The organism is Streptomyces solicavernae (assembly GCF_029968095.1).
GTDB classification, from domain to species: domain Bacteria; phylum Actinomycetota; class Actinomycetes; order Streptomycetales; family Streptomycetaceae; genus Streptomyces; species Streptomyces solicavernae.
In genome coordinates this window covers 104,823-128,394 of sequence record NZ_JASCIR010000014.1, presented here as the reverse complement: position 1 = coordinate 128,394, position 23,572 = coordinate 104,823, and the positions used below count along the sequence as shown (strand labels likewise).

Below are 23,572 nucleotides of genomic sequence, written 5' to 3'. Positions count from 1 at the left end.
TCACTCACACCAGCACGCAGCGCGTACCGGAGAAATTGGTCGGCATGCACTTGTTGCAGTGCACGCACAGCGAGCGCGCCGCCGCGCCCTCTCTCCGTACGCGGTCGACGAAGTGCGGCTCCCGCAGGAGCGCGCGGGCCATCGCGACGAACTGGAACCCCTCCGCCATCGCCAGGTCCATGGACGCCCGGTCGCAGATGCCGCCGAGCAGGACCAGCGGAAGGCCGAGGGCGGCCCGGAACTGGCGGGCCTCGTCGAGGAGGAACGCGTCGCGGTACGGGTACTCGCGCAGGAAGCGCCCGCCGAGGAGCCGCGCCCCGAGGCGTTGCGGCTGCGGCAGCACGGCCGCGAAGTCCCTTACCGGGGCCCGCCCCTTGAACAGGTACATCGGGTTGAGCAGCGAGCTGCCGACGGTCAGCTCCAGCGCGTCGACGCTGCCGTCCGCCTCGATCCAGCGGGCGACGTGCAGCGCCTCGTCCAGCCAGAGGCCGCCGCCGACCCCGTCGTCCATGTTGAACTTCGCCAGGATCGCGATCCGGTCACCCACCGCGTCCCGGACGGCGCGGACCGCGGCGCGGGCCACCTTCGCGCGGTTCTCCAGCGAACCGCCGTACGCGTCCCGGCGTCGGTTGATCCGCGGGCTGAGGAACGAGCTGGCGAAGTAGTTGTGGCCGAGGTGCACCTCGACCGCGTCGAACCCGCACTCCACGGCCAGCCGGGCGGCGGTGCCGTGGGCCCGGGCGATGCGGTCGATGTCGTCCTCGGTGGCGGCGCGGGTCAGCTGCCCGCCGAGCTGATTGAACCGCCGGCTCGGCCCGAGCGCGGCCATCCGGTTGGACCGCGGGTTCGCGACCGGCCCGGCGTGCCCGAGCTGCGCCGACACCGCCGCCCCCTCGGCGTGCACGGCCTCCGTCAGCCGCCGCAGCCCGGGCACGGCCTCGGGCCGCATCCAGATCTGGTCGTACTGCGTGCGCCCCTCGGGAGCGACGGCACAGTAGGCGACGGTCGTCATGCCGACCCCACCGGCCGCCACCTCCCGGTGGAACGCGACGAGCGCGTCGGTGACGAGCCCGCCGTCGCTCCGCCCCTCGAAGGTCGCGGCCTTGATGGTGCGGTTCCGGAGCTCCAACGGACCGATACGCCCCGGCGACAGCACGTCGGGAACGGGCTGGCCAGTCATGCGACCTCCTGCGGGTGAAGGGTTGGCCTGACCGCGCCATCTGTACCGGTTCCGGCCGACGATTGCCATGGCCGCGACCGGTCCCATGGCCGTGACCGGTCCCATGGCCGTGACCGGTCCCATGGCCGTGACCGGTCCCATGGCCGTGACCGGTCCCATGGCCGCGACCGGTCGCAGTGCCGCGGTCCTGAGCCCGCGCAGCGGACGGAGCCCCGGACCGCGCTCCCTTCCTGCGTCGTGGTGCTTACGCCGTGGGTCCGTACGCCGTGGGGTCCTTACGGGCAAGGGGGGCGGGCGCCGGACCTCGGGCCGGTCAGCGGTTGTCGTGGAGTTCCTGGTGCATCTGCGGCTGGTCGTCCTGGTCGTGGGTGAGCGCGTACCGCTGGACCTCGTTGTAGGCCTTGGAGGCGATGCCGATGACGTCGTCGTACGGGTTGACGCCGACGGCCTTCTTCGCGGTGCCGCCGAACAGACCGCCGACCGTGCTGCTGAACGCGCCGTGCGCCGCGGCCAGGGGTTTGCCCGCTTCGGCCAGGACGGTGTGCGGCAGGCCCGCCATGTCGGCGTACCGGTCGGTGAGCGCGACGCGGATCATCGCGACGAACGCGTCGTGGATGCCCGGCGGCAGGAACCTCTTGTAGAACTCGACGGCCTGCGCGGTCATGAACACACCGTCGTCCGTCTTCGCCCACTCCCGCTCCCGTTCCGACTGCCACGCCCGCGTGACCTCGTCGACGTCCTTCGGCAGGAGCCACTTCTCCTGGGTGCCGAGGTAGTGGTCTACGTAGTGCCAGGCGCACAGGAACCCGTGGGCGTCCTCGCGGGAGACCGTGAGGCCGAGGTTCTTCATCGCCTCCAGGATCTGCACGCTGAACACGCAGGCGGCGCCGGTGGTGTACTTCTGCGACACCGGCTCACCCCACTTCGCGTAGTCCCACGTGCCGCTCTTCTTGTGCAACTGCCGCACCGAGGCGTGGACCAGGCGGACCTTGGTCACGGTCGCGGCGAGGCTGCCGTCGCGCAGCGCGCCGCGGTTGCCCATGTCGACGAAGAGCCGCGAGGACTGCGACAGCCGGCGCCCCGGTCCTTCGACACCGCCGAGGCGGCCGGTGGAGCGCAGGGTGAACGCCCCGGTCGGCGAGAGGTAGGTGCCGATGAGTCCGACGGTGCCCTGAAGCATGGAGACCACGCCGTGGTGGTGGTCGAAGAAGCCCTCCGCCGCCGCGGCGTCCGCCTCGGTCCAGTCCGGCGGCTCCTGGGCGGCCTCACGCAGGAACTCGGCGAGCGGCGCGGGGAGTTGGGAGAGGTCCTGGTGCGGCTTGAGCGTGCCGATCGTACGGAACAGGCCGTTGACGCCGTCGACCTGCTCGCTGTCGATCAGGTCCGACACGAGGGCGTCGGCGGACGGATCACCGGCCTGGTTCGCGGCCTCCATCTCGCTCTTGACGTTGTCTGCGGTCAAAGTCACGGGGATCTCCCATCGGTTCGGTGAGCACGGCGAACGGGCCGGAACGGCGGAGGGAGGCCGACCGGCCGCGCGGCTCGGTCCAGCCGCGATGGGCATGATCTTCGCTGGAGTGAACGGCGACTTCCATCGGCCATTCGGGTTGCATGGGCGGTGTCAACTACGGGAAGGCGACTGCCTGGCGGCAGGTGCATCACGGCGGCGAGTGTCGGATCAGACCCCGGTCGCCGGTGTCCTTGCTTGCTGATGCGAACAGCCATCGAACGAGGAAGGACCCGCGGGTGCGCTGCCCCGGGTGTACGAGCAGGGCGCGATCGGCGATCTGGCCCGGCCGTCCGTGGATGCGCACTTCGCCCTGGTGGACGGCGACGGGGGCGGCGCCGTGAGCCCGGACGAGCGCGTGCGCTCCCAGCAGGCGGTTTCGGCATGGGCAGGAGCCGGCGGAGGCGTTCGCCGCCCTTGACCGCGACGGCAGGCCTCCGCCGCCGCCCGGCCTCGCGCTGGAGGCCCTGCCCGGACACCCCCCGGAGACCCCGGCCCGCGCTGGAGGCCCCGCCCGGACCCGCCCCGGAGAACCCGGACCCGCCCTGGAGAACCCGGACCGGCCCTGGAGACCCCCGGACCGGCCCTGCAGTCCCTGGGGCGGGCCGTCAACTCCCGCAGAGAGGCGCGGAAGTGACGAATCCGCCCAGGTTCTCGTCATCCGTGCCGAGAACCGCCTCGGGGCTGTCCGGGAGGCACTCCAGCGCCTCGATCTTGTGCTCCTCGAACGTGCCGAGGACGGTCGGGGAGTCCGAGAGGCGCAGCCGTACGGGCGAGCCCGCCGCGTCGACGGAGACCCTGCCCGCCTCGCTCACCGCGGACGCGAAGGGCCCGTCGTCCCCCGCGTCCGACGCCGAACTCACCAGGATCCGGCCGGTGCCGGTGAGGGCGATGTCCGAGACGTGCCGCACCTCGCCCTGCGGCGCCGTCGCCCGGAAGCTCTCCCGTTGCACGGCCCCGAAGGATGCCGCCCCGTACGCGTCGAAGGAGAAGGGCGCGGCGAAGACCGTCGCCGGACGGTCCGCCCCCGCGCCCCGGTCGGCCCAGACCGCGACCGTCCCGCCCGGTTGCGAGGTGAGCGCGAAACCCTCGAAGTCGGCGCCTTCTTCGATGCCGGGCAGCGGAGACACGTCCAGAACCCGCACGCTGCCGGGTGTGGCGCGGAGATGGTAGACGAGGCCCCGACTGGCCAGCGCGACGTACTCGCCGGGGGTCCCGGGCACCGCCTCCACGGCCTCCAGGTCGACCGGCTCCGGCCCCTGCCAGACGACCGGGGTGACGGACGCCGCTCCCGACTCGCCCCTCTCGTAGGCGAGTTGGCCGATCCTGCTCTCGCCCGGCTTCTTGTTGTCCCGTACGACGAGCGCCCCGATCCGGTCGGCCGGTCCGGCCGTCAGGGCCAGACCGCTGATTCCGGTCTGCGCGTCATCACCGACCTGCCGCCACGCGACGACGGGTTCGGCGCCCGCCTGGGCGGGAGCCGCCGACAGGGCGAGGGGGGTTGCCGCGACGGCGAGGAGCAGGAGTTTGTGGTGCGGCTGCATGGGCGGCCTCTCGTGTGGGGCGGGGAGGAGGGAGCGGGGAGGAGAGAGAGCGGGGGTGGGGGTGACGCGCGTAGACAGGTTCCCTGGCGGGACCGTAGTGATCACCGCGGACGCGGGCAAGAGGCCGCGCGGGGATCGGCCGACGTGCGCGCCGAATGCCGGGGGAAGCGGCGATTCCTGAGTTCAGAGCGCCGTATAGCCTGGCGAGATGCTGACCGAAGTCACAGCCACCCGCTACGTCACGCCCTTGCGTGAGGGCGGCTCGCTCCCCGGGATCGTCGAGGCGGACGATCTCGGGACGTACGTCACGAAGTTCACCGGCGCCGGACAGGGCCGCAAGACGCTCGTCGCGGAGGTCGTCTGCGGGCAGCTGGCCCGGCGGCTCGGGTTGCGCGTGCCCGACCTCGTGCAGATCCAGCTCGACCCCGTGATCGGCCTCGGCGAGCCCGACCAGGAGGTGCAGGAGCTGCTCAAGGCCAGCGGTGGCCTCAACCTCGGCATGGACTACCTGCCGGGCTCCCTCGGCTTCGATCCGCTCGCGTACGAGGTGAGCGCCGAAGAGGCGGGCCGCGTGGTCTGGTTCGACGCGCTGGTCAACAACGTCGACCGGTCCTGGCGGAACCCGAACATGCTGGTGTGGCACGGCGACCTGTGGCTGATCGACCACGGCGCGAGCATGATCTGGCACCACAACTGGCGCACCGCCCAGGCCGCCGCCGCGAAGCCGTACGACGCCTCCGACCACGCGCTGGCGCCCTTCGGCCCGGACCTCGCCGCGGCCGCCGCCGAACTCGCCCCGCGCGTGACGGAGGAACTCCTCACCGAGGTCGCCGCCGACGTCCCCGACGAGTGGCTGGTCGACGAGCCCGGCTTCGAGACTCCGGACGAGCTGCGCCGCGCGTACGTCGACGTCCTGCACGCGCGCGTGCAGGGCCTCGCCGAGCGGATCACCCTCGGCCCGCGCGTGGAGCGCAAGCAGTCCAACGCACCGGGGTGGCTCACCGACCACCTCGCCCCCTGGCCGCACCCCACCAAGGACAAGAAGGGCGCGGGCCAGTGAGCGAGCGCAACGGTCGTGACGTGTTCGAGTACGCGCTGCTGCGCGTCGTCCCCCGCGTGGAGCGCGGCGAGCAGTTCAACGCGGGCGTGGTGGTCTACTGCCGCGCACAGTCCTTCGTGGCCGCCCGCACCCACCTCGACGAGCGCAAGCTGACCGCGCTCGACCCGGCCGCCGACGTCGCGGGCGTGCGGGCCGCGCTGCGCGCCGTCGAGGGCGTCTGCCGGGGTGGCGCGGACGCGGGCCAGGCGGCCAGGGACGACGCCGGACGGCGCTTCCGCTGGCTGATCGCACCGCGCTCCACGGTCGTCCAGCCGGGCCCCGTGCACACCGGCCTGACGGCCGACCCGGAGGCCGAGGTGGAGCGGCTTCTGGACCTCCTCGTGCGCTGAGCCCGAGGCCGTACCCCGTACCTCAGGAAGCCCTGGCACCCGACCGGCCGTTGACACCGGGTGCCAGGGCTTCTAGCGTCACGTCTGCGTAGTACTAAGCGGTCGCTCACCCGTACGGGCCGTCCCGGCCGGCGCACCGCGAGAGCCGCATTCCAAGGGCGAGGGAGAACCAGCATGTCCACCACCGAGCAGCGCGTCGCCGTAGTCACCGGAGCCGCGCGCGGCATCGGCGCCGCCACCGCGATCCGGCTGGCCGCCGAAGGCCGCGCCGTCGCCGTCATCGACCTCGACGAGGCCGCCTGCAAGGACACCGTCGAGCAGATCCAGGCCGACGGTGGCAAGGCGATCGCGGTCGGCTGCGACGTCTCCGACGAGGCGCAGGTCGAGGCCGCCGTGGCCCGGATCGCGGACGAGCTGGGCGCTCCCACGGTCCTGGTCAACAACGCGGGCGTGCTCCGCGACAACCTGCTCTTCAAGATGAGCGCCTCCGACTGGGACACGGTCATGAACGTGCACCTGCGCGGCGCCTTCCTGATGTCGAAGGCCTGCCAGAAGCACATGGTGGACGCGGGCTTCGGCCGGATCGTCAACCTGTCCAGCTCCTCCGCGCTCGGCAACCGCGGCCAGGTCAACTACTCGGCGGCCAAGGCCGGTCTGCAGGGCTTCACCAAGACCCTCGCCAAGGAGCTCGGCAAGTTCGGCATCACCGCGAACTCCGTCGCCCCCGGCTTCATCGTCACCGAGATGACCAAGGCCACCGCAGAGCGCGTCGGCATGGGCTTCGAGGACTTCCAGGCCGCGGCCGCCACCCAGATCCCGGTCCAGCGCGTCGGCCGCCCCGATGACATCGCCAACGCCATCGCCTTCTTCACCGGCGACGCCGCGGGCTTTGTCTCCGGCCAGGTCATGTACGTCGCCGGCGGCCCCCTCAACTGACCCGGCCGCACCCCGACAGACGCACACGGGACGTAAAGGACACAGAACATGACCGTGCAGGACAGCGGCCGTGCGGCCCTCGTCACCGGCGCGAGCCGCGGCATCGGATACGGCATCGCCGAGGCGCTCGTCGCCCGCGGCGACCGGGTCTGCATCACGGGACGCAACGAGGACGCCCTCAAGGAGGCCGTCGAGAAGCTCGGTGCCGACCGGGTCATCGGCGTCGCCGGCAAGGCCCACGACGAGGCCCACCAGGCCGTCGCCGTGGAACGCGCCATGGAGGCCTTCGGCCGGGTCGACTTCCTGATCAACAACGCCGGTACGAACCCGGTGTTCGGGCCGATGGCCGACATGGACCTGAACGTCGCGCGCAAGGTCTTCGAGACCAACGTGATCTCGGCGCTCGGCTTCGCCCAGCAGACCTGGAGGGCCTGGCAGTCCGAGAACGGCGGCGCGATCGTCAACATCGCCTCCGTCGCGGGCATCTCCGCCTCGCCGTTCGTCGGCGCGTACGGCATGAGCAAGGCCGCGATGGTCAACCTGACCCTGCAGCTGGCGCACGAGTTCGCGCCCAAGGTGCGGGTCAACGCCATCGCGCCGGCCGTGGTGAAGACGAAGTTCGCCAAGCCGTTGTACGAGGGCCGCGAGGAGGAGGCCGTCGCCGCCTACCCGCTCGGCCGGCTCGGCGTGCCCGCCGACATCGGCGGCGCCGCGGCCTTCCTCACCTCCGACCAGTCGGACTGGGTGACCGGGCAGACGCTCGTCGTGGACGGCGGCATCTTCCTCAATGCGGGCGTCGGCTGAGCCTGCCGAGAATACGGTCAAACCGGTACGTAGACGTACGTAACGGATGAATGGCGTTTTCCGGTACATCAAGTGCCCTGCTCGGCCTGGAGGTTGGCCGGGCGGGGCGCTGCGGTAAGGTGCGCCAACCCCCTGGCGTGGTTGATCGAGGAGCGTGCGCGTGTTCAACCGGACCCGAAGTCTGCAGGCCGCTGCGACTCTTGCGTCCATATCCCTGCTCGCGGGATGCGGTGTCTTCACTTCCGAAAGTACCGACGAGGAGAAGCCGATCGTCGTCGGCACCACCAGTGCGCCCAGCACCCTCGACCCCGCCGCGGCCTGGGACGGATCCTGGGAGCTGTACCGGAACGTCTACCAGACCCTGGTCAGCTACCCGACCGGCGCCGCGACGCCCGAGCCGGACGCCGCCGAGGCCTGCGAGTTCACCGACGAGTCGAACACCGCGTACCACTGCAAGCTGCGCGAGGGCCTGAAGTTCTCCAACGGCGACCCGCTGGACGCCAAGGCCGTGAAGCACTCCATCGACCGGATCGGCAACATCGGCGTCGAGGGCGGCCCCGCCGGACTGCTCGGCAGCCTCGACCGCGTCACGACCAGCGGCGACCGCGATGTCACCTTCCACCTGAAGAAGTCCGACGCGACCTTCCCGTTCGTGCTCGCCACCCCGGCCATGTCGATCGTCGACCCCCAGGAGTACCCGGCGAACGCGCTGCGCAAGGCCGACAGCATCGTCGGATCCGGCCCGTACAACCTCGACTCGTACAAGGCCGGCAAAACCGCTGAACTCACCCGGAACCCGAACTACAAGGGCTTCGCCGAGCTGAAGAACAACGCGGTCACGATCCGCTACTTCCAGGAGTCGGGCGCCATGGTGAGCGCGCTGAAGAAGCACGACATCGACGTCACGTTCCGTGGTCTGACCTCGCAGGATATCGTCGACCTGCAGGGCGGCGCGGCCGGGAAGCACAAGCTCCAGCTCGTCGAGGGCGCGGGCACCGAGACCCGCTTCCTGGTGTTCAACCCCAAGGACCGGTGGGCGAAGAACCCCGCCGTGCGCGAGGCCGTCGCCCAGGTCATCGACCGCGGCGCCATCGTGCACAACGTCTACAAGGACACCGTCGAACCGCTCTACTCGATGGTCCCGACCGGTCTCGCGGGCCACACCACGGGCTTCTTCGACACGTACGGAAAGCCCAGCGCCTCCAAGGCGGAGAAGATCCTCGCCGAGGCGGGCATCACCAGCCGTGTCCCGCTGACCCTCTGGTACACCACGGACCGCTACGGCTCGGTCACCAAGCTGGAGTTCGAGGAGATCGAGCGCCAGCTGGAGGACTCCGGCCTCTTCGAGGTGACGATCAAGGGCCGCCCCTGGAAGGAGTTCGAGAAGGGCTTCCGCAGCGGCGAGTACCCGGTCTTCGGCCGCGGCTGGTTCCCCGACTTCCCCGACCCGGAGAACTTCATCGCGCCGTTCGTCGGCGAGCGCAACAACCTGGGCATCCCCTACGCCAGCCCGCGCATCACCGACCAGCTGCTGCCCCAGTCGCGACGTGAGACCGACCGCGGCGCGGTGGCCGAGGAGTTCGAGAAGGCGCAGGAGATCCTCGTCGAGGACGTCCGGCTGCTGCCGATATGGCAGGGCAAGCAGTACGTCGCCGCCTCCGAGGAGATCGCCGGCGGCGAGCGCGCCCTCGACCCCTCGACGATCATGACGATGTGGGAGCTGAGCCGGAAGACCAGCTGGTAGCCGGCGGTCCGGGACGATCGCGCGCCACGACCCCGAAGGGCGGCCGGAATCCGGCCGCCCTTCGGCGTTGTCAGTGGTCGCCGGTAGGTTCATCGGTGAGAAGTGACCGCACACTGGAGGTTGTTCACGTGACGGACCCGACCACCGCAGCCCTGCTCCCCGAGTCCTGGCGCGAGGTTCTCGGCGAAGAGCTGGAGAAGCCCTACTTCAAGGAACTCACCGAGTTCGTCGAGGAGGAGCGCGCGAAGGGCCCCGTCTACCCGCCCCGCGAGCAGGTCTTCGCCGCCCTGGAGGCCACGCCGTACGACGCCGTGAAGGTCCTCGTCCTCGGCCAGGACCCGTACCACGGCGAGGGCCAGGGCCACGGCCTGTGCTTTTCCGTGCAGCCCGGCGTGAAGACCCCGCCCTCCCTGCGGAACATCTACAAGGAGATGCAGGCCGAGCTCGGCACGCCCGTCCCGGACAACGGCTATCTGATGCCCTGGGCCCGGCAGGGCGTGCTCCTCCTGAACGCGGTGCTCACGGTCCGGGCGGGCGAGGCCAACTCCCACAAGGGCAAGGGCTGGGAGAAGTTCACGGACGCGGTGATCCGCGCGATCGCCTCCCGCCCCGACCCGGCGGTCTTCGTGCTGTGGGGGAACTACGCCCAGAAGAAGCTCCCCCTCATCGACGCCGAGCGTCACATCGTGGTCAAGGGCGCCCATCCGTCGCCGCTCTCGGCGAAGAAGTTCTTCGGCTCCCAGCCCTTCACGCAGATCAACGAGGCGGTCGCCGCTCAGGGCCACGCGGCCATCGACTGGCGCATTCCGGACTTGGCGGCCTCTGCGTCCTGAGCGCCCGCGCCCGAGCGCCCGCGCCTGAGCGCCCGCGCCTGAGCGCCCGCGCCTGAGCGCCCGCGCCTGAGCCGGATTGTCAGTGGCGGCGGCTAGCGTCGGTGGTGTTCGCAGATGGTCGTACGAGTGGGGAGAACGCAGTGGCGGAGCAGCAGGAGCAGTCGTCCGAGGACGCCGTGATGGCACGGGCGGGGCAAGCGGTCATGCTGCATCAGGCGGGGGACCGTGAGGAGGCGCGCAACCGTCTCCTCGCGCTCTGGACGGAGATCGGCGAGGACGGTGACCCGCTGCACCGCGTCACCATCGCGCACTACATGGCGGACACCCAGGACGACCCGGCCGATGAACTCGCCTGGGACCTGCGGGCCCTGACGGCTGCGGACGTCCTGACCGACGCGCGCCTGGAGCAGCACCACAGATCGCTCGAAGTGCGCGCGTTCTACCCGTCGTTGCACCTCAACCTCGCGGCGGACTATGTGAAGCTCCACCGCGAGGACGAGGCCCGCACCCACCTCCGCCAGGCCCGCGGAGCCATCGGCACCCTCGGGGACGATGCGTACGGCAACGGCATCCGCGCCGCGATCGAACGCCTGGAGCTGCAACTGGGGATCAGCGAGGACGGGGGGCAGGTGGCGCCGCCCCGACGTGAGGAGTAGCCAGGGCGGGGCGGGGCGGGGTGGGGTGGGGCAGGGGCGGGCTGGGCCGGGCGGGGTGGCGGGCTTCCCGGTCCTCGCGCCGGGCCCGCCGACGTGTCAACTCCCGTACTCGGCACGGCAGATGCGGTCCTGCGGGCTGCCCGGGTCCCACTGCCCGTACTGCTCGCCGAGACCGCAGGGATCGCCGCCGGGCAGCAGGGACTTGGGCGGTACGAGGGTGCCGGGCAGGGGTGAGGTGCCGGCACCGGTCAGGCCGGAGCGGTTCGTTCCGTCCGCGAGCCGGTGTTGGCCCGGCTGTTCGGACGGCACGGGGCCGGATCCCTGACCGGAGCCGGAGGCCGGGTTCGCGGGGGAGTGGTCGTGCTTCGGCTGTTCGGGGGCGTGCAGTGAGTCGATGGACTGTGGGGCGGCCGGATCCATCATCCGTAACGCCTCCTGGGCCGGGGCCGTCACGAGTCGTGGCCCCGAGCCGCCACGGGCCTGCGGGGCGGGCTGGGGCTCCGCCCCGTCGGACCGTGAGTGTGGCTGCGGTACGGCCGGCCCGCCCACGGAGACACAGCCGCTGACGGCCGAGGCGGTCATGGCGATGAGCAGGGCCGCTGCGGTCCTCGTTCGGTGCATCTGCACAACTCTGCTGCGCGCAGGGCGTCTTGGGGAGCGTTCGGGCCGAGATTGCCCCGCACGTGTGAATCCCGCATGTGTGCATCCCGCAGGTGTGCATCCCGCTGGTGTGCATCCCGGCCGCGGATTCCTGGCCGCGCCCGCCCAGGACAGGGGCCGAAGCCGGGGCCGGAACCCGAATCAGACCTGCGGGCCCTCCGTACGGAGCGAGAAGAACGCGGCGGCGTTGCCGGCGAGCATGAGGGCGCGCTCGGCCTCGCTGAGGCCCGGGCAGCCGCGGATCACCGAGCCGGGCTCCTGCTCCCCGAGCGGAAACGGGAAGTCGGTGCCGAGCATCACCCGGTCGGCGCCCATCACGTCGACCAGCAACCGCAGCGCGCGCGGGTCGAACACGGCCGAGTCGACGTGGAACCGCCGGACGTATGCGGACGGCGGCTTGGGGGAGTCGGCACGGACGATGTCCCGGTGATGCCAGGCGTTGTCGGCGCGCCCGAGCAGGTAGGCGAAGCTGCCGCCCCCGTGGCAGAAGCAGAGCTTGAGAGAATCCGGCAGCCGCTCGAAGGTGCCGGCGAGGGCCATGCCGAGGATGCTCAGCTGGGTCTCGGCGGGCATGCCGACCAGCCACTGCAGCATGTGCGGCCGCAGCCGTTCACCGCCCGGCATGTCCCAGGGGTGGACGAGCACCGGTACGCCCTCGTCGGCACAGTGCGCGAGGAACGCGACGATGTCCCCGTCCGCCAGGGAGCGGTCGCCGACGTGGTTGCCGATGTGCACCCCGCGGTGTCCGGCCGCGGCCGCCTTCGAGACGGTCTCGCAGGCCGACTGCAGGTCCTGCAGCGGCACTTGGCACAGCGGCAGCAGCCGGTCGGGGGCCTGCGCGCAGTAGTCGAGGATGCGCTGGTTGACCAGCTCGCACCACTCGGCGGCGCGGGCCGGCTCGGCCGCGTAGCCGAACATCAGCGGAGTGGAGGAGACGGCCTGGACGTCCACGCCCAGCGTGTCCATCGCAGCCACCCGCTGCTCCGGGTCCCACAGCGGCCCGGTGACGGGTCGGTACGCGTCGGCGCCGCTCATCATCGTGCCGGTGCCGTTGCGGTGGACCCGCAGCCAGGGCTCGCCGGCGCCGGCAAGGAGTCGGCTCTCGCTCTCCGAGATACGGGGGAAGACATGGGCATGGACGTCGATGACAGACAAGGGGGTTCTCCGTGGGGGCTGTGGAATGTCCGGCGGATCAGGCGCGGGTCCGGGTGCGCGGGCGCAGCTCTTCGGGCCACTGCCGGCCCGGGTGCACGGCACCGCAGTGCGGGCAGGTGCGGTCGCCGCCGTAGAAGGACTCGAAGACGGGCGGCAGGTCGTCCACGATCGAGGAGAGCTGGAGCTCCGAACGGTGCACCAGGTGATGGCACTTGACGCAGTACCACTCGAAGGCGTCCCGCTTGCCCTCCGGCCGGGCGTGCTCGACGACGAGGCCGATGCTGCCGGGCTCCGGACGCTGCGGGGAGTGCCGTACGTGCGGCGGCAGCAGGAACACGTCGCCCTCGTTGATCTGCACGTCGACCGGGGGCCGGCCGACCTCCTCCATCACCCGCAGCACCATGTTGCCGCGCAGCTGGTAGAAGAACTCCTCCAGCGGGTCGTCGTGGAAGTCGGTGCGCTGGTTGGGGCCGCCGACGACGGTGACCATCAGGTCGGCGTCCCGCCAGATCTGCACGTTGCCGACCGGCGGTTTGAGCAGCTTCTGGTGGGCGTCGATCCACTCGTGGAAGTTGAACGGCAGACCGTTCGTGATCTTCGGCAGGTGCATGGTGGTGCTCCTCAGGGCGTGACACGGGGCAGGTGGGCGACGCAGGCGATCTCGATGAGCAGGTGCGGGTGCGGGAGTTGGTGGACGGCCACGGTGGTGCGGGCGGGGCCGGTCTCGTCGAAGTACTCGGCGTAGACCTCGTTGTAGCCGCCGAAGTCGTTCATGTTGACCAGGTACGCGGAGGCGTTGACGACGTCCGACAGGTCCCCGCCGGCGGCGCGCAGCAGGTCGCGGATGTTCTCGATCACGGCGCGGGTCTGCTCGCGGATGTCGAGGCTTGTGGTGCCGAGGGCGTCGGCACGGGCCCCGGCGAAGGAGCCGTCCGGCCGCCGGGAGCTGGTGCCGGAGACGAAGACCAGGTCACCGGCGCGTTTGAGGTGCGGAAAACGTCCGCGCGGCCGCGCCTTGCCCTCGACCAGGAGTCCGGGGTCGTTGCTCATCGGGTCGTCACCTCCACCGCGCCCAGACCCGCCGCGCAGATCCGTACGTACGCGTCCGGGGGCAGCGGTACGGCGGCCGTGGCCGCGCCCGCGAGGACCACGAAGCCGGGCTCCAGTACGACGTCCGCCTCGGCGGCGAGCCGGGCCGCGGCGGTGAGGGAGCGCAGCGGGTGCCCGAGGACCGCCGCGGACGAACCGGTGGCCACCGGGCGGCCGTCGCACTCCACGGTAAGGCCGAGATTGCGCAGGTCCACGCGGTCCGGGTGATGCCAGGCGGCGACGCCGAAGCGGGCGGCGGAGGCGTTGTCGGCGATGACGTCCGGCAGGGTGAACCGGAAACCGTCGTACCGGGAGTCGAGTACTTCGTACGCGACAGCGACGCCGGCGACCGCGCGGGCGGCCTCCGCGGGGGTGACCCGGCCGGACAGCGGCCGACCGAGCAGGAACGCGATCTCGGGTTCGATCCGGGGGTGGATGAGGCCGCCGGTGTCGAGGACGCCGCCGTCCTCGACCAGCATGGCGTCGGTGAGCAGCCCCCAGATGACGTCGTCGACGCCCATCTGGGCCATCTTGGCGCGGCTGGTGAACCCCATCTTGACGCCGATCAGCGACTCGCCCCGCGCGCACCTGCGGTCGACCCCGGCACGCTGGACGGCGTAGGCGGTGGGCACGTCGAGCGGAGTGGTGTCGGTGAGGCGGGCCGTGGGGCGGCCGGCGAGGGCGGCGGCGTCCAGGGCGGCGGCGAGGGCGGTGGCCTCCGGGGCGGCGGCGTCCGGGGTGGTGGTGTGCTGTCCGGGCATGTCACGCCTCCTTGACGGAGTGGGAGTGGGAGTCGGAGTCGGAGTCGTCGGGGGAGAAGGCGACGCGGACGTCGCCGAGCCCGTCGATGCGGGCTTCGAGCACGTCGCCCGACGCCACGGGCACCATCGGGCCGAGCGCACCCGTGAGGACGGTGTCGCCCGCGCGCAGCGGACGGCCCACCCGTACGAGGGTGTCGGCGAGCCAGAGCGCGGCCGTCAGCGGATGGCCGAGGCAGGCGGCGCCCGCCCCTGTGGACACCTGCTCGCCGCGGCGCTCCAGGACCATCCCGGCGAGCCGCAGGTCCAGGTCGCGCAGCGGGACCGGGCGGGTGCCGAGGACGTACAGGCCGGAGGAGGCGTTGTCGGCGACTGTGTCGGTGATCGCGATGTCCCAGTCGCGGACGCGGCTGCCGCACACCTCGATCGCGGGCAGCGCGAACGCGGTGGCCCTGAGCAGGTCGGCGACCGTGTGCCGGTCATGGGTGAGGTCGGCCTCCAGGACCAGCGCGACCTCGGCCTCCGCCCGGGCCTGCTGGACGGCGCCCGTCGGGACCTCCGCGCCGTCCGGCACCGCCATGTCCGCGAAGAGCATGCCGAAGTCCGGGGTGCCGACGCCGAGTTGACGTTGCACGGCAGGTGAGGTCAGGCCGATCTTGCGGCCGGTGAGGCGGCGTCCTTGGGCCAGCCAGTGCTCGGTCAGCCGGTCCTGGACGGCGTAGGCGGTGTCGAGGTCGTCGATCAGGTCGCGTACGGGTGCGCAGGGGGTGCCGGAGGCGTGCGCCGCGAGGAGCCGGGCGGCTGCGGCGTCGACGGAGGTGTTCGTGGAGGCGTCGGGCGGGGTGCAGAGATCGGTCACGGAGTCTCACTCCACTGTCTGACGGGGGCGGTTCGGGTGGTGTCCTGCGGGTGCGGCCTGCGGCGTCAGATCTGTACGCACACGTTGACCGGCTCGCAGAAGTAGTCGAGCGAATACGTGCCGCCCTCCCGGCCGATGCCGGAGTCCTTGCTGCCGCCGAAGGGGGTGCGCAGGTCGCGCAGGTTCCAGCAGTTGACCCAGACGACCCCGGCCGCCACCTGCGGGGCGACGCGGTGCGCGCGGGACAGGTCGCTGGTCCACACGGTCGCGGCGAGCCCGTAGCGGCTGTCGTTGGCGAGCCGCAGCGCCTCCTCCTCGGTGTCGAAGGGGGCGACGTGGCAGACCGGGCCGAAGATCTCCTCCTGCAGGAGGCGGGAGTCCTGCGGCAGGCCGGTCAGGACGGTCGGCTCCACGTGGAAGCCCCTGTCCCGGGCGTCGCCGAACCGCGGCACCCCGCCGCCCGCGATGACCTGCGCGTTCTCCTCGGCGGCCAGCCGGTAGTACGCGAGCACCTTGTCGCGGTGGGCGGCGGAGATCATCGGGCCGTAGCCGGTCAGGGTGCGGGCCCGCTCGCCGAGCGCGGCGACGAACTCGTCGAACACCGGGCGTTCGACGTAGACCCGCTCCGTGCACAGGCAGATCTGACCGGAGTGGGTGAACGCGGAGCGCACGGTGCCGTCCACGGCGGCCGCCAGGTCCGCGTCGGCGAAGACCAACGCGGCGTTCTTGCCGCCGAGTTCGAAGGAGACCGGGGTGAGGTGGTCGGCGGCGCCGCGCATGATGGCGGTGCCGGTGGCCGAGGCGCCGGTGAACGCGATGGCGTCGACGTCACAGTGTGACGTCAGATATTCGCCCGCCGCGCCCGCGCCCCTGCCGTGGACCAGGTTGAACGCTCCGTCCGGCAGCCCGGCCGCGCCGATGACCTCGGCGAGCAGGGTGGCCGTCGAGGGGGTCTCCTCGGACGGCTTGGCGACGACGGCGTTGCCGGCCGCGAGCGCCGGAGCCACCTTCCAGGTGAGCAGCAGCAACGGAAGGTTCCACGGCGAGACGACCGCGACCACGCCGAGCGGCCGCCGGACGGTGTAGTTGAGCGCACGTCCGAATCCGGCCGAGACACCCGTGCCGGTACCCGTACCCGTACCGGCGGCGCTCCACCCCGGAACCGAGGTGCTGTACGAGCGCTCCGCACCCCCGTACAGCAGGTCGGCGTAGGCGCGGAAGTTGCCGATGGCGCGGGGGATGTCGACGGTGGCCGCGAGCTCGCGCGGCTTACCGGTGTCCGCCGCCTCGGCGTCGACGAACTCCTCGAAGCGCGCCTCGATCCCGTCGGCGATCCGGCGCAGCGCGGCCCCGCGTTCCTCGGCGCAGGTCCGGCCCCAGGGCCCGGCAAGGGCGGCGCGGGCCGCGGCGACGGCGGCGTCGACCGTCTCCCGGCCGGCCTCGGGCACCCGTCCCCGGACGGCGCCGTCGACGGGGTCGATCAGCGGGAGCGTCCCGGTGGCGTCACCGCCGGGGGCGTCGCCGTGGGGAAGGAATGTCCCGCCGATGTAGTGCGCCGGATTCATCGTGATGTGCCCCTTGCTCGTCGACTCTCGGTCCGCACGAGGAGCATCCGCCAGGCGATCTATGTCTGTCTAATGTCAATTTGCGTCTGAGCTATAGCCGAACGGGCATGGGAGCTGCGGCGCGCCCTCGATCGCCACGACGGGTGTGCGTCCGTACGACCGCCCGTTCAGCGCGCGTCCAGCTCGCCCGCCACCGACCTCAACGTGGTCAGCAGCTTCTGCGCCGAAGGGCCGAGCGGGCGCCCCGCGGGCAGGGTGACCCCGACGCTGTGCCCGATGGGGTCGAGCGGGACGGGCAGCGTGGCCAGGCGAGGGTCGCCCCGGCCGATCAGGCCCGGCAGTACGGCGACGGCGTCGGTGTCGACCAGGAGCTGGCGCACGGTGAGGAACGACGTGCACTCCACCCGGTTCTCCGGCAGCGCCACACCGTTGCGGACGAAGAACTCCTCCAGCTCGCGACGCAGCACCGTCTCCGTCCCGGGCAGGATCCACGGGTGCGCCACGAGGTCAGGGAGCGAGACCTCCGGCCGCCCGGTCAGCGGGTGTGCGGCGCCGACCACGACCTGCACGGACTCCTCGTAGAGGCGTTCGCGGACGGTGCTCTCGCCGCCGAGCGAGGTCAGCCGGCCGAGGATCAGGTCGATGCGGCCCGCCTCCAGGTCGACCAGCAGAGCCTCCGGGGTCGCCTCGCGGACCACGACAGTCAGCAGCGGGTGCCGGGTCTTGACGGCCGCGATGGCGCGCGGCAGCAGCAGGTTGGACCCGGCGAGGTGGATGCCGACGTTGACCGTGCCCCGGTCGGCGTCCGCGATCTCGACCACGTGCCGGGCCGCCTGCCCCAGCTGGGCGAGGACCGCGCGCGCATGGTCGGTGAAGGCGGCGCCGTACACGGTGGGGGTGATGCCGCGCGGCCCGCGGTCGTACAGCGAGACGCCGAGGATGGCCTCCAGGTCGTGCAGCCCCCGGGTCACCACCGGCTGGGTGACGTGCAGCGAGGCGGCGGCGCCGACGACGCTGCCCTGCTCTGTGAGCGCGTCGACGAGAATCAGGTGACGGAGCTTCAGGCGTCCGTCCAGCAGGCGGGGCAGGTCCATGCGGGGAGGTTATGCCCTGACGGCGCGGGATGATATGCCCTGATGGCTATGGGGCGCGGCCAAGTTGGCATTGGCCGGGCATGGCTGCGGGGGGCCACCATGACCCTCACGATGTGGCGGCGAGCACACCTGGGCGGGCCGGGGCGGGGAAGCGCTCCGGGGCGCCCTCACCCCCGACCGTAGCCGTCACCGAGGATCCCGTATCCCCGTAGAGAGCAGGGACGCATGACATCCCCAATACGCGTACCCGACGTCGAGGCCAACCTGAAACGCAGCATCACGCTGCCCCAGGCGCTCGGCGTCTCCTTCCACCAGATCGTGGGCGGCGGGGTCATCGCCCTCATGGGCGTCGCCATCGCGCTGACCGGGGGCGGCGCGCCCCTGGCCTTCGCCATGGCCGCCGGGATGGTGATCATCTACTCCCTGCCGGTCGCGGTGCTCGGGAGCGCCATGCCGGTCACCGGCGGCCGGTACAGCTACGCCGCGCGCCTCATCTCGCCGTCCCTGGGCTTCACCACCATGTGGTTCTCGGTGCTCGTCACCATCCAACTGAGCCTGATGGCCCTCGCGGGCGCGGACTACCTGCACAGCCTGGTTCCGTCCGTGCCGGCCCGGCCGCTCGCGCTCGGCCTGATCACCGTGTTCTTCCTCGCGAACCTGGCCGGAGCCGCGTTCTCCAACCGCCTCGGCATCGTGCTCGCCTTCGTGATGCTCGCGGCGTTCCTGCTCTACGGGTTCGCCGGACTGCCGCAGGTGGAGTGGGGCACGATCGGCGACGTCGCACCGCAGGGCGTCGGGAACCTGCTCACCGCGGCCGCCCTGCTCACGTTCGCAGTCACCGGCAGCACCTACGTCGCCGAGCTGGGCCGGGAGATGAAGCGGCCGGGCCGGGACATCCCGCTGTCGATGATCGGCGGCATCGTCCTGTCCGCCGTCCTCTACGTCTTCCTCGCCATCCCGTCCGTCGGCGTGCTCCCCGTGCCCGACGTCGCGGGCAAGCCGATGTCGGTCGTCGCCGACCACATCCTGTCGCCCGGCGTCTTCGCCTTCTTCATCCTGGGCGGCGCGCTCGCGTCCGTCGTCGGCCACATGAACTCGCTGCTGCTCACCGCGACCAAGCCGGTGCTCGCCGCCATCGGCGACGGCTGGCTGCCGGAGCGGCTCGGCGCGGTCAACCAGCGGTACGGCACCCCGCACTGGCTGCTGTTCGGCCTCTACCTCATCGGCGCCGTCCCGGTCCTGACCGGGTTCAGCGTCGCGGCCATCGCAGGCATGGTGTCGGTCGCGGCCACGCCGATGCTTGCCATCATGATCATCTCGTCCTGCCGGCTGCGCTCCCGCTACCCGGACCTGTACGCGGCCGCCCCGTTCCGGATGCCGTGGCGTCTGCACGTCGCCACCGTGGCCCTGGGCACGGCCGTGCTCGCCGTGCAGGCCTACCTGCTCGTCGACAAGCTCACCGGGCCGGCCGTCGTCGCCCTGGTCAGCTGGCTGCTGCTCGGCATCGCCGTGTGGTCGGCGCGCCGCGGACACGCAGCGGCGGTCGTACGGGCCCGTGCGGCGGGCGGCGCAGGGGACGCTCCGGCCGAGCAGCCCTCCGCGGAGCGCACTGCAGGCTGACCCCAAAAAGACCAGCCCCCCCACATCTCCCCGCAACCCGCCTCCCAGGAGCACCACATGAGTACGGAACTGATCCTCCTCGGCACCGCCGCCGGACCGGCCCCCAAGCGGACCCGGAGCGCCCCCGCCCAGGTCGTCGTCGTGGACGGGGCGAGCTATGTCATCGACTGCGGCAACGGCGTGGCCCGCCAACTGGCCCTGGCCGGGGTGCCGTTGGACTCCCTGCACGGGGTGTTCCTCACGCACCACCACTCCGACCACAACGCCGACTACGGCAACCTGTTCCTGCTCGCCTGGGCGGCCAACCTCGAACACCGGGTGCCCGCCTACGGGCCGCCGCCGCTGACCCGGATGACCGAGCAGTTCCTGGCCATGAACCGGTTCGACATCGACACCCGCATCGCCGACGAGGGCCTGCCGCCGCTGGACGACCTGATCGCGCCGACCGAGGTCACCGAGGAGCGCGTCGTGCACGAGGACGAGAACGTACGCGTGACCGCGACGCTCGTGCACCACCCGCCGATCGCCACCGCCCTCGCCTACCGGTTCGACACGGCCGACCGCTCGATCGTCATCTCCGGTGACACCGCGCCCTCGCGGAACCTGGTCCGGCTCGCCGCGGGCGCGGACGTCCTGGTGCACGAGGTGATGTACCTGCCCGCCGTCGACGCGATGGTCGCCGGGTTCAACGGCAGGACCCTGCGGCAGCACCTGCTGGCCAGCCACACCGACGTCGACCGGGTCGGCGCGCTCGCCCAGGAGGCCGGGGTGGGGAAGCTCGTGCTGTCCCACTTCGTCCCGACGGACGTCGACATTCCCGACGAGACCTGGCGCAAGCACGCCGCGAAGGGTTTCGACGGCGAGGTCGTCGTCGGCCACGACCTGATGACTGTCTGACCCGAACCCCTCACCGACAGAAGAGAACGGAAGAGAGAAACCCGATGCCCACCACCCGCGCCCAGTGCGAGCAGTACGACGCCGACGACCCGCTCGCGTTCTTCCGCGAGGAGTTCGTCCTCCCGGAAGGCGTCACCTACCTGGATGGCAACTCCCTCGGCGCCCTGCCGAGGGGCGCGGCGGCCCGGGTCGCCGAGATGGTCGAGACCGAGTGGGGCCAGGGCCTCATCCGCAGCTGGAACGACGCCGGCTGGTTCGACAAGCCGAGCGCGGTCGGCGAGCGCATCGCCCCGCTGATCGGCGCCGAGGCGGGCGAGGTCGTGGTCTGCGACTCCACCTCGGTCAACCTGTTCAAGGTCTTCACCGCCGCCCTCGGCCTGCGCCCCGACCGCAAGGTGGTGGTCTCCGAGGCGAGCAGCTTCCCCACTGACCTCTACATGATGGAGGGTGCCACCGGCCTGCTCGACGGCTATCAGCGCCGCCTCATAGCGGAGGGCGGGCTCACCGTCGAGCAGGCGATCGACGAGGACGTGGCGGTCGTCGTCCTGAGCCACGTCGACTACCGCACCGGGCGGCTGCACGACATGGCCGCGATCACCGAACTCGCGCACCGGCACGGCGCCCTCGTCGTGTGGGACCTCTGCCACACGGCCGGCGCGCTCCCGGTCCGCCTCGGCGCCTGCCGGGCCGACTTCGCCGTGGGCTGCACCTACAAGTACCTCAACGGCGGCCCCGGTTCGCCGGCCTTCCTCTACGCCGCCGCGCGCCACCAGGACGCGGCGGAGCAGCCGCTGTCCGGCTGGCACGGCCACGCCGACCCGTTCGCGTTCACCACCGACTACCGCCCGGCCGACGGCATCACCCGCTTCCGCTGCAGCACCCCGCATCTGCTCTCGTACGCGCCGCTGGAAGCGAGCCTCGACGTGTGGGAGCGGGTCGACCTCGGTCTACTGCGGGCCAAGAGCCGCCGGATGACGGACCTGTTCATCGAACTCGTCGAGCAGGAGTGCGCCGGTTTCGGCCTGGAGATCGCCTCCCCGCGCGCGGCGGACGACCGCGGCAGCCAGGTCGCCGTCCGGCACGCGGACGGGTATCCCGTCATGCGGGCGCTGATCGACCGCGGCGTCATCGGCGACTTCCGTGCTCCCGACCTGATGCGCTTCGGGTTCACCCCGCTCTACGTGCGCTACGTGGACGTGTGGGACGCGGTGCAGGTGCTGCGCGAGGTGCTGTCCACCGAGGCGTGGCGCGACGCCCGCCACGCCGGCCGCTCCCGGGTCACCTGAGTCCCGCCATCGGTCACCGGAGGCCCACCATCGGTTACCGGAGGCCCGCCATTCCGCCCAGCAACTCGCCGAATCCGAGCCGCAGTTCGTCCAGGGACGGGACCTCCGCGTGGTACGAGCCGGCCGCGCAGGAGAACATCAGGCCCTCGCTCCACGCCACCAGGGAGAGGGTGTGGCGGCGGGGGTCGGGCGAGCCGGCCGCCGTGAGCATGGCCTCGATCGTGGTGCGGAACCGGGCGCCCTGCTGGTCGTAGAACGCGCGCAGCTCGGGCCGCCGGGTCGCTTCGAGGGCCAACTCGTAGCGGGAGACGGTCAGTTCGCGCTGCTCGGTGAGGGCGCGGTGCAGGGCGAGGGCGAGGGCGAGGGTGCCGGCCAGGGCCGCGGCGCCGTCCGCCGGGTCCGGGGCCTCGGCCGGCATCAGCGACTGCGCCTCGCGTTCCGCCTGCCGTCGCACGGTCGCCTCCAGGAGGGCGAGCCGGGTGCGCGCGTGATTGGAGGTGGAGCCCTGCGGCAGCCCCGCCGCCTCGTCGACGGCGCGATGGGTGAGGCCCCGCATACCGCGCTCGGCGAGCAGGGCGATCGCGGTGTCGGCGATCAGCTCGGCTCGGGAGAGCTTGGCGGAGGGGGCAGGGCGGGCGGTGCGTTCGGGCATGGGGGCAGCCTACCGGGTCCGACTACAGGTGTAGTAGCCTCGTACGCGTACTCACTACAGGTGTAGTTGCCCAGGAGGAGTCATGGCCCGTGCCCTCGTGATCGGAGGCGGTGTCGGCGGTCTCACCGCGGCCGCCGTGCTGCACCAGCAGGGCTGGGCGGTGACCGTCCTGGAGCGCTCGCCCGCCCTGGAACCCGTCGGCGCCGGCATCTCCCTCGCGCCCAACGCCCAGCGCGCCCTCGACGTCATCGGTCTCGGCGACCAGATCCGCGACCTCGCCGCCTGGCAGTCCGACGGCGGACTGCGCACGCCCGGCGGCCGCTGGCTCTGCCGCACCAGCAGCGAGGCCCTGGCCGAACGCTTCGGCGGCAAGCTCGTCCTGCTGCACCGCGCGACCCTGGTCGACGTGCTCTGTTCCCGGCTGCCGAAGGAGTCCGTCCGCACCGGTCTGGCCGCGCGCCTCACCGACCCGGGCGGACCCGGCCAGCCCGCCACCGTCACGACCGACGACGGCGACCTGGAGGCCGAGCTCGTCGTCGGCGCCGACGGCATCAACTCCGGGGTCCGCTCCGCCCTGTTCCCCGGCCACCCCGGCCCGGCGTACGCGGGGTTCACCACCTGGCGGGTCGTCGTGCCCGCGCCCGAGAGGCACTTCGGCTCGCACGAGACGTGGGGGAGCGGCGAGCTGTGGGGCTCGCACCTGATGAAGGACGGACGGGCGTACGCGTACGCGGCGGCCGGAGTGCCCGCCGGCCAACCGTCGCCCGGCGGCGAACGGGCCGAGCTGCTGCGGAGGTTCGGCCACTGGCACGAGCCGATCCCGGAGATCCTCGCCGCTGTGACGCCCGAGCAGATCCTGCGGCACGACGTGTACTCCATGCGCGAGGCGCTGCCCGCGTACCACAAGGGCCGGGTCGCGCTCCTCGGCGACGCGGCGCACGCCATGACGCCGAGCCTCGGCCAGGGCGGCAACCAGGCCGTCGAGGACGCGGTGGTCCTCGCCCACCACGTCGGCCCCGCAGACCCCGACGGGGACCCGGGCCCCGGCCTGGCCGCGTACTCGGCGGAGCGGCTGCCGCGCACAATGGACGTCGTCGCCCGGGCGTACCGCACGGGCCGGATCAACACCACGCCCCGCAGCCGCCCCGTGACCCTGCTGCGGAACGCGCTGATCGCGGGCGTGCACCGGCTCGGCCCGAACCTCGTGCTGCGCACGCTCGACGGCATCCTGGACTGGAACCCGCCAAAGGCCCGGAGCTGACCGGGCGGCGGCCCCCTTCCTGA

Annotated in this window: 23 protein-coding genes; 11 read left to right on the top strand and 12 right to left on the bottom strand. The window is 72.0% G+C overall.

Going from position 1 to position 23,572, the window contains the following annotated elements; genetic code table 11:
- Positions 1-4: 4 nt before the first annotated feature.
- The 3 genes from QIS99_RS18155 to QIS99_RS18145 form a co-directional block, all read right to left on the bottom strand.
- Complete coding sequence (locus QIS99_RS18155) at positions 5-1,180, bottom strand: NADH:flavin oxidoreductase (protein WP_282514560.1); 1,176 nt, start codon at positions 1,178-1,180, stop codon at positions 5-7.
- 313 nt (positions 1,181-1,493) lie between these two features.
- Positions 1,494-2,648 (bottom strand): oxygenase MpaB family protein, encoded by a 1,155-nt coding sequence (locus tag QIS99_RS18150; protein WP_282514558.1) that lies wholly within the window; start codon positions 2,646-2,648, stop codon positions 1,494-1,496.
- A 647-nt stretch (positions 2,649-3,295) separates the two neighbouring features.
- Positions 3,296-4,231, bottom strand: coding sequence for a hypothetical protein (locus QIS99_RS18145; RefSeq protein ID WP_282514557.1), 936 nt, complete (start codon positions 4,229-4,231; stop codon positions 3,296-3,298).
- 208 nt (positions 4,232-4,439) lie between these two features.
- Between QIS99_RS18145 and QIS99_RS18140 the strand changes: the two genes are divergently transcribed.
- From QIS99_RS18140 to QIS99_RS18110, 7 genes are all read left to right on the top strand, one after another.
- Complete coding sequence (locus QIS99_RS18140; RefSeq protein ID WP_282514555.1) at positions 4,440-5,291, top strand: HipA family kinase; 852 nt, start codon at positions 4,440-4,442, stop codon at positions 5,289-5,291.
- The gene (locus QIS99_RS18135; protein WP_282514553.1) at positions 5,288-5,680 is read left to right on the top strand and encodes a DUF3037 domain-containing protein; all 393 of its coding nucleotides are present in this window, start codon (positions 5,288-5,290) and stop codon (positions 5,678-5,680) included. The genes QIS99_RS18140 and QIS99_RS18135 overlap by 4 nt, the downstream gene beginning before the upstream one ends.
- Before the next feature lie 174 nt (positions 5,681-5,854).
- The gene (fabG, locus tag QIS99_RS18130) at positions 5,855-6,616 is read left to right on the top strand and encodes a 3-oxoacyl-ACP reductase FabG (protein WP_282514551.1); all 762 of its coding nucleotides are present in this window, start codon (positions 5,855-5,857) and stop codon (positions 6,614-6,616) included.
- 48 nt (positions 6,617-6,664) lie between these two features.
- Positions 6,665-7,420 carry an SDR family oxidoreductase gene (locus tag QIS99_RS18125; RefSeq protein ID WP_282514550.1) on the top strand — a complete coding sequence of 252 codons (756 nt, stop codon included), beginning with the start codon at positions 6,665-6,667 and terminating at the stop codon, positions 7,418-7,420.
- 160 nt (positions 7,421-7,580) lie between these two features.
- The gene (locus tag QIS99_RS18120) at positions 7,581-9,164 is read left to right on the top strand and encodes an ABC transporter substrate-binding protein (protein ID WP_282514549.1); all 1,584 of its coding nucleotides are present in this window, start codon (positions 7,581-7,583) and stop codon (positions 9,162-9,164) included.
- 128 nt (positions 9,165-9,292) lie between these two features.
- Positions 9,293-9,997: a uracil-DNA glycosylase gene (locus QIS99_RS18115; protein WP_282514548.1), complete on the top strand. Its 705-nt coding sequence runs from the start codon at positions 9,293-9,295 to the stop codon at positions 9,995-9,997.
- A gap of 140 nt (positions 9,998-10,137) precedes the next feature.
- Positions 10,138-10,653 (top strand): hypothetical protein, encoded by a 516-nt coding sequence (locus tag QIS99_RS18110; RefSeq protein ID WP_282514546.1) that lies wholly within the window; start codon positions 10,138-10,140, stop codon positions 10,651-10,653.
- A 96-nt stretch (positions 10,654-10,749) separates the two neighbouring features.
- On the opposite strand, the gene QIS99_RS18105 is transcribed toward QIS99_RS18110, so the two are convergent.
- From QIS99_RS18105 to QIS99_RS18070, 8 genes are all read right to left on the bottom strand, one after another.
- Complete coding sequence (locus tag QIS99_RS18105) at positions 10,750-11,274, bottom strand: hypothetical protein (RefSeq protein ID WP_282514543.1); 525 nt, start codon at positions 11,272-11,274, stop codon at positions 10,750-10,752.
- A gap of 180 nt (positions 11,275-11,454) precedes the next feature.
- Positions 11,455-12,468: an amidohydrolase family protein gene (locus QIS99_RS18100; RefSeq protein ID WP_282514542.1), complete on the bottom strand. Its 1,014-nt coding sequence runs from the start codon at positions 12,466-12,468 to the stop codon at positions 11,455-11,457.
- A 37-nt stretch (positions 12,469-12,505) separates the two neighbouring features.
- Positions 12,506-13,078 (bottom strand): 3-hydroxyanthranilate 3,4-dioxygenase, encoded by a 573-nt coding sequence (locus QIS99_RS18095; protein ID WP_282514540.1) that lies wholly within the window; start codon positions 13,076-13,078, stop codon positions 12,506-12,508.
- Positions 13,079-13,089: 11 nt separating this feature from the next.
- Positions 13,090-13,518, bottom strand: a complete 429-nt coding sequence (locus QIS99_RS18090) for a RidA family protein (protein ID WP_282514538.1) — start codon at positions 13,516-13,518, stop codon at positions 13,090-13,092.
- Positions 13,515-14,318: a 2-keto-4-pentenoate hydratase gene (locus tag QIS99_RS18085; RefSeq protein ID WP_282514536.1), complete on the bottom strand. Its 804-nt coding sequence runs from the start codon at positions 14,316-14,318 to the stop codon at positions 13,515-13,517. The genes QIS99_RS18090 and QIS99_RS18085 overlap by 4 nt, the downstream gene beginning before the upstream one ends.
- A gap of 1 nt (position 14,319) precedes the next feature.
- Positions 14,320-15,174: a 2-keto-4-pentenoate hydratase gene (locus tag QIS99_RS18080; RefSeq protein ID WP_282514534.1), complete on the bottom strand. Its 855-nt coding sequence runs from the start codon at positions 15,172-15,174 to the stop codon at positions 14,320-14,322.
- A 65-nt stretch (positions 15,175-15,239) separates the two neighbouring features.
- Positions 15,240-16,739: a 2-hydroxymuconic semialdehyde dehydrogenase gene (locus tag QIS99_RS18075; protein WP_282514533.1), complete on the bottom strand. Its 1,500-nt coding sequence runs from the start codon at positions 16,737-16,739 to the stop codon at positions 15,240-15,242.
- Between the two features lie 167 nt (positions 16,740-16,906).
- Positions 16,907-17,833, bottom strand: a complete 927-nt coding sequence (locus QIS99_RS18070) for a LysR substrate-binding domain-containing protein (protein WP_282514530.1) — start codon at positions 17,831-17,833, stop codon at positions 16,907-16,909.
- A 225-nt stretch (positions 17,834-18,058) separates the two neighbouring features.
- Between QIS99_RS18070 and QIS99_RS18065 the strand changes: the two genes are divergently transcribed.
- From QIS99_RS18065 to kynU, 3 genes are read left to right on the top strand one after another with little or no spacing between them, the layout of a single operon-like run.
- A complete protein-coding gene (locus QIS99_RS18065; RefSeq protein WP_282514528.1) occupies positions 18,059-19,453 on the top strand; it encodes an APC family permease in 1,395 nt (464 codons plus the stop codon).
- A gap of 57 nt (positions 19,454-19,510) precedes the next feature.
- Positions 19,511-20,350, top strand: coding sequence for an MBL fold metallo-hydrolase (locus QIS99_RS18060; RefSeq protein WP_282514526.1), 840 nt, complete (start codon positions 19,511-19,513; stop codon positions 20,348-20,350).
- Positions 20,351-20,394: 44 nt separating this feature from the next.
- A complete protein-coding gene (gene kynU / locus QIS99_RS18055; protein WP_282514525.1) occupies positions 20,395-21,636 on the top strand; it encodes a kynureninase in 1,242 nt (413 codons plus the stop codon).
- A 34-nt stretch (positions 21,637-21,670) separates the two neighbouring features.
- Here the strand turns inward: kynU and QIS99_RS18050 are convergent, their stop codons facing one another.
- Positions 21,671-22,288, bottom strand: coding sequence for a TetR/AcrR family transcriptional regulator (locus QIS99_RS18050; RefSeq protein WP_282514524.1), 618 nt, complete (start codon positions 22,286-22,288; stop codon positions 21,671-21,673).
- An 82-nt stretch (positions 22,289-22,370) separates the two neighbouring features.
- On the opposite strand from QIS99_RS18050, the gene QIS99_RS18045 reads away from it, so the two are divergent.
- Positions 22,371-23,549: an FAD-dependent monooxygenase gene (locus QIS99_RS18045; protein ID WP_282514523.1), complete on the top strand. Its 1,179-nt coding sequence runs from the start codon at positions 22,371-22,373 to the stop codon at positions 23,547-23,549.
- Positions 23,550-23,572: the final 23 nt, after the last annotated feature.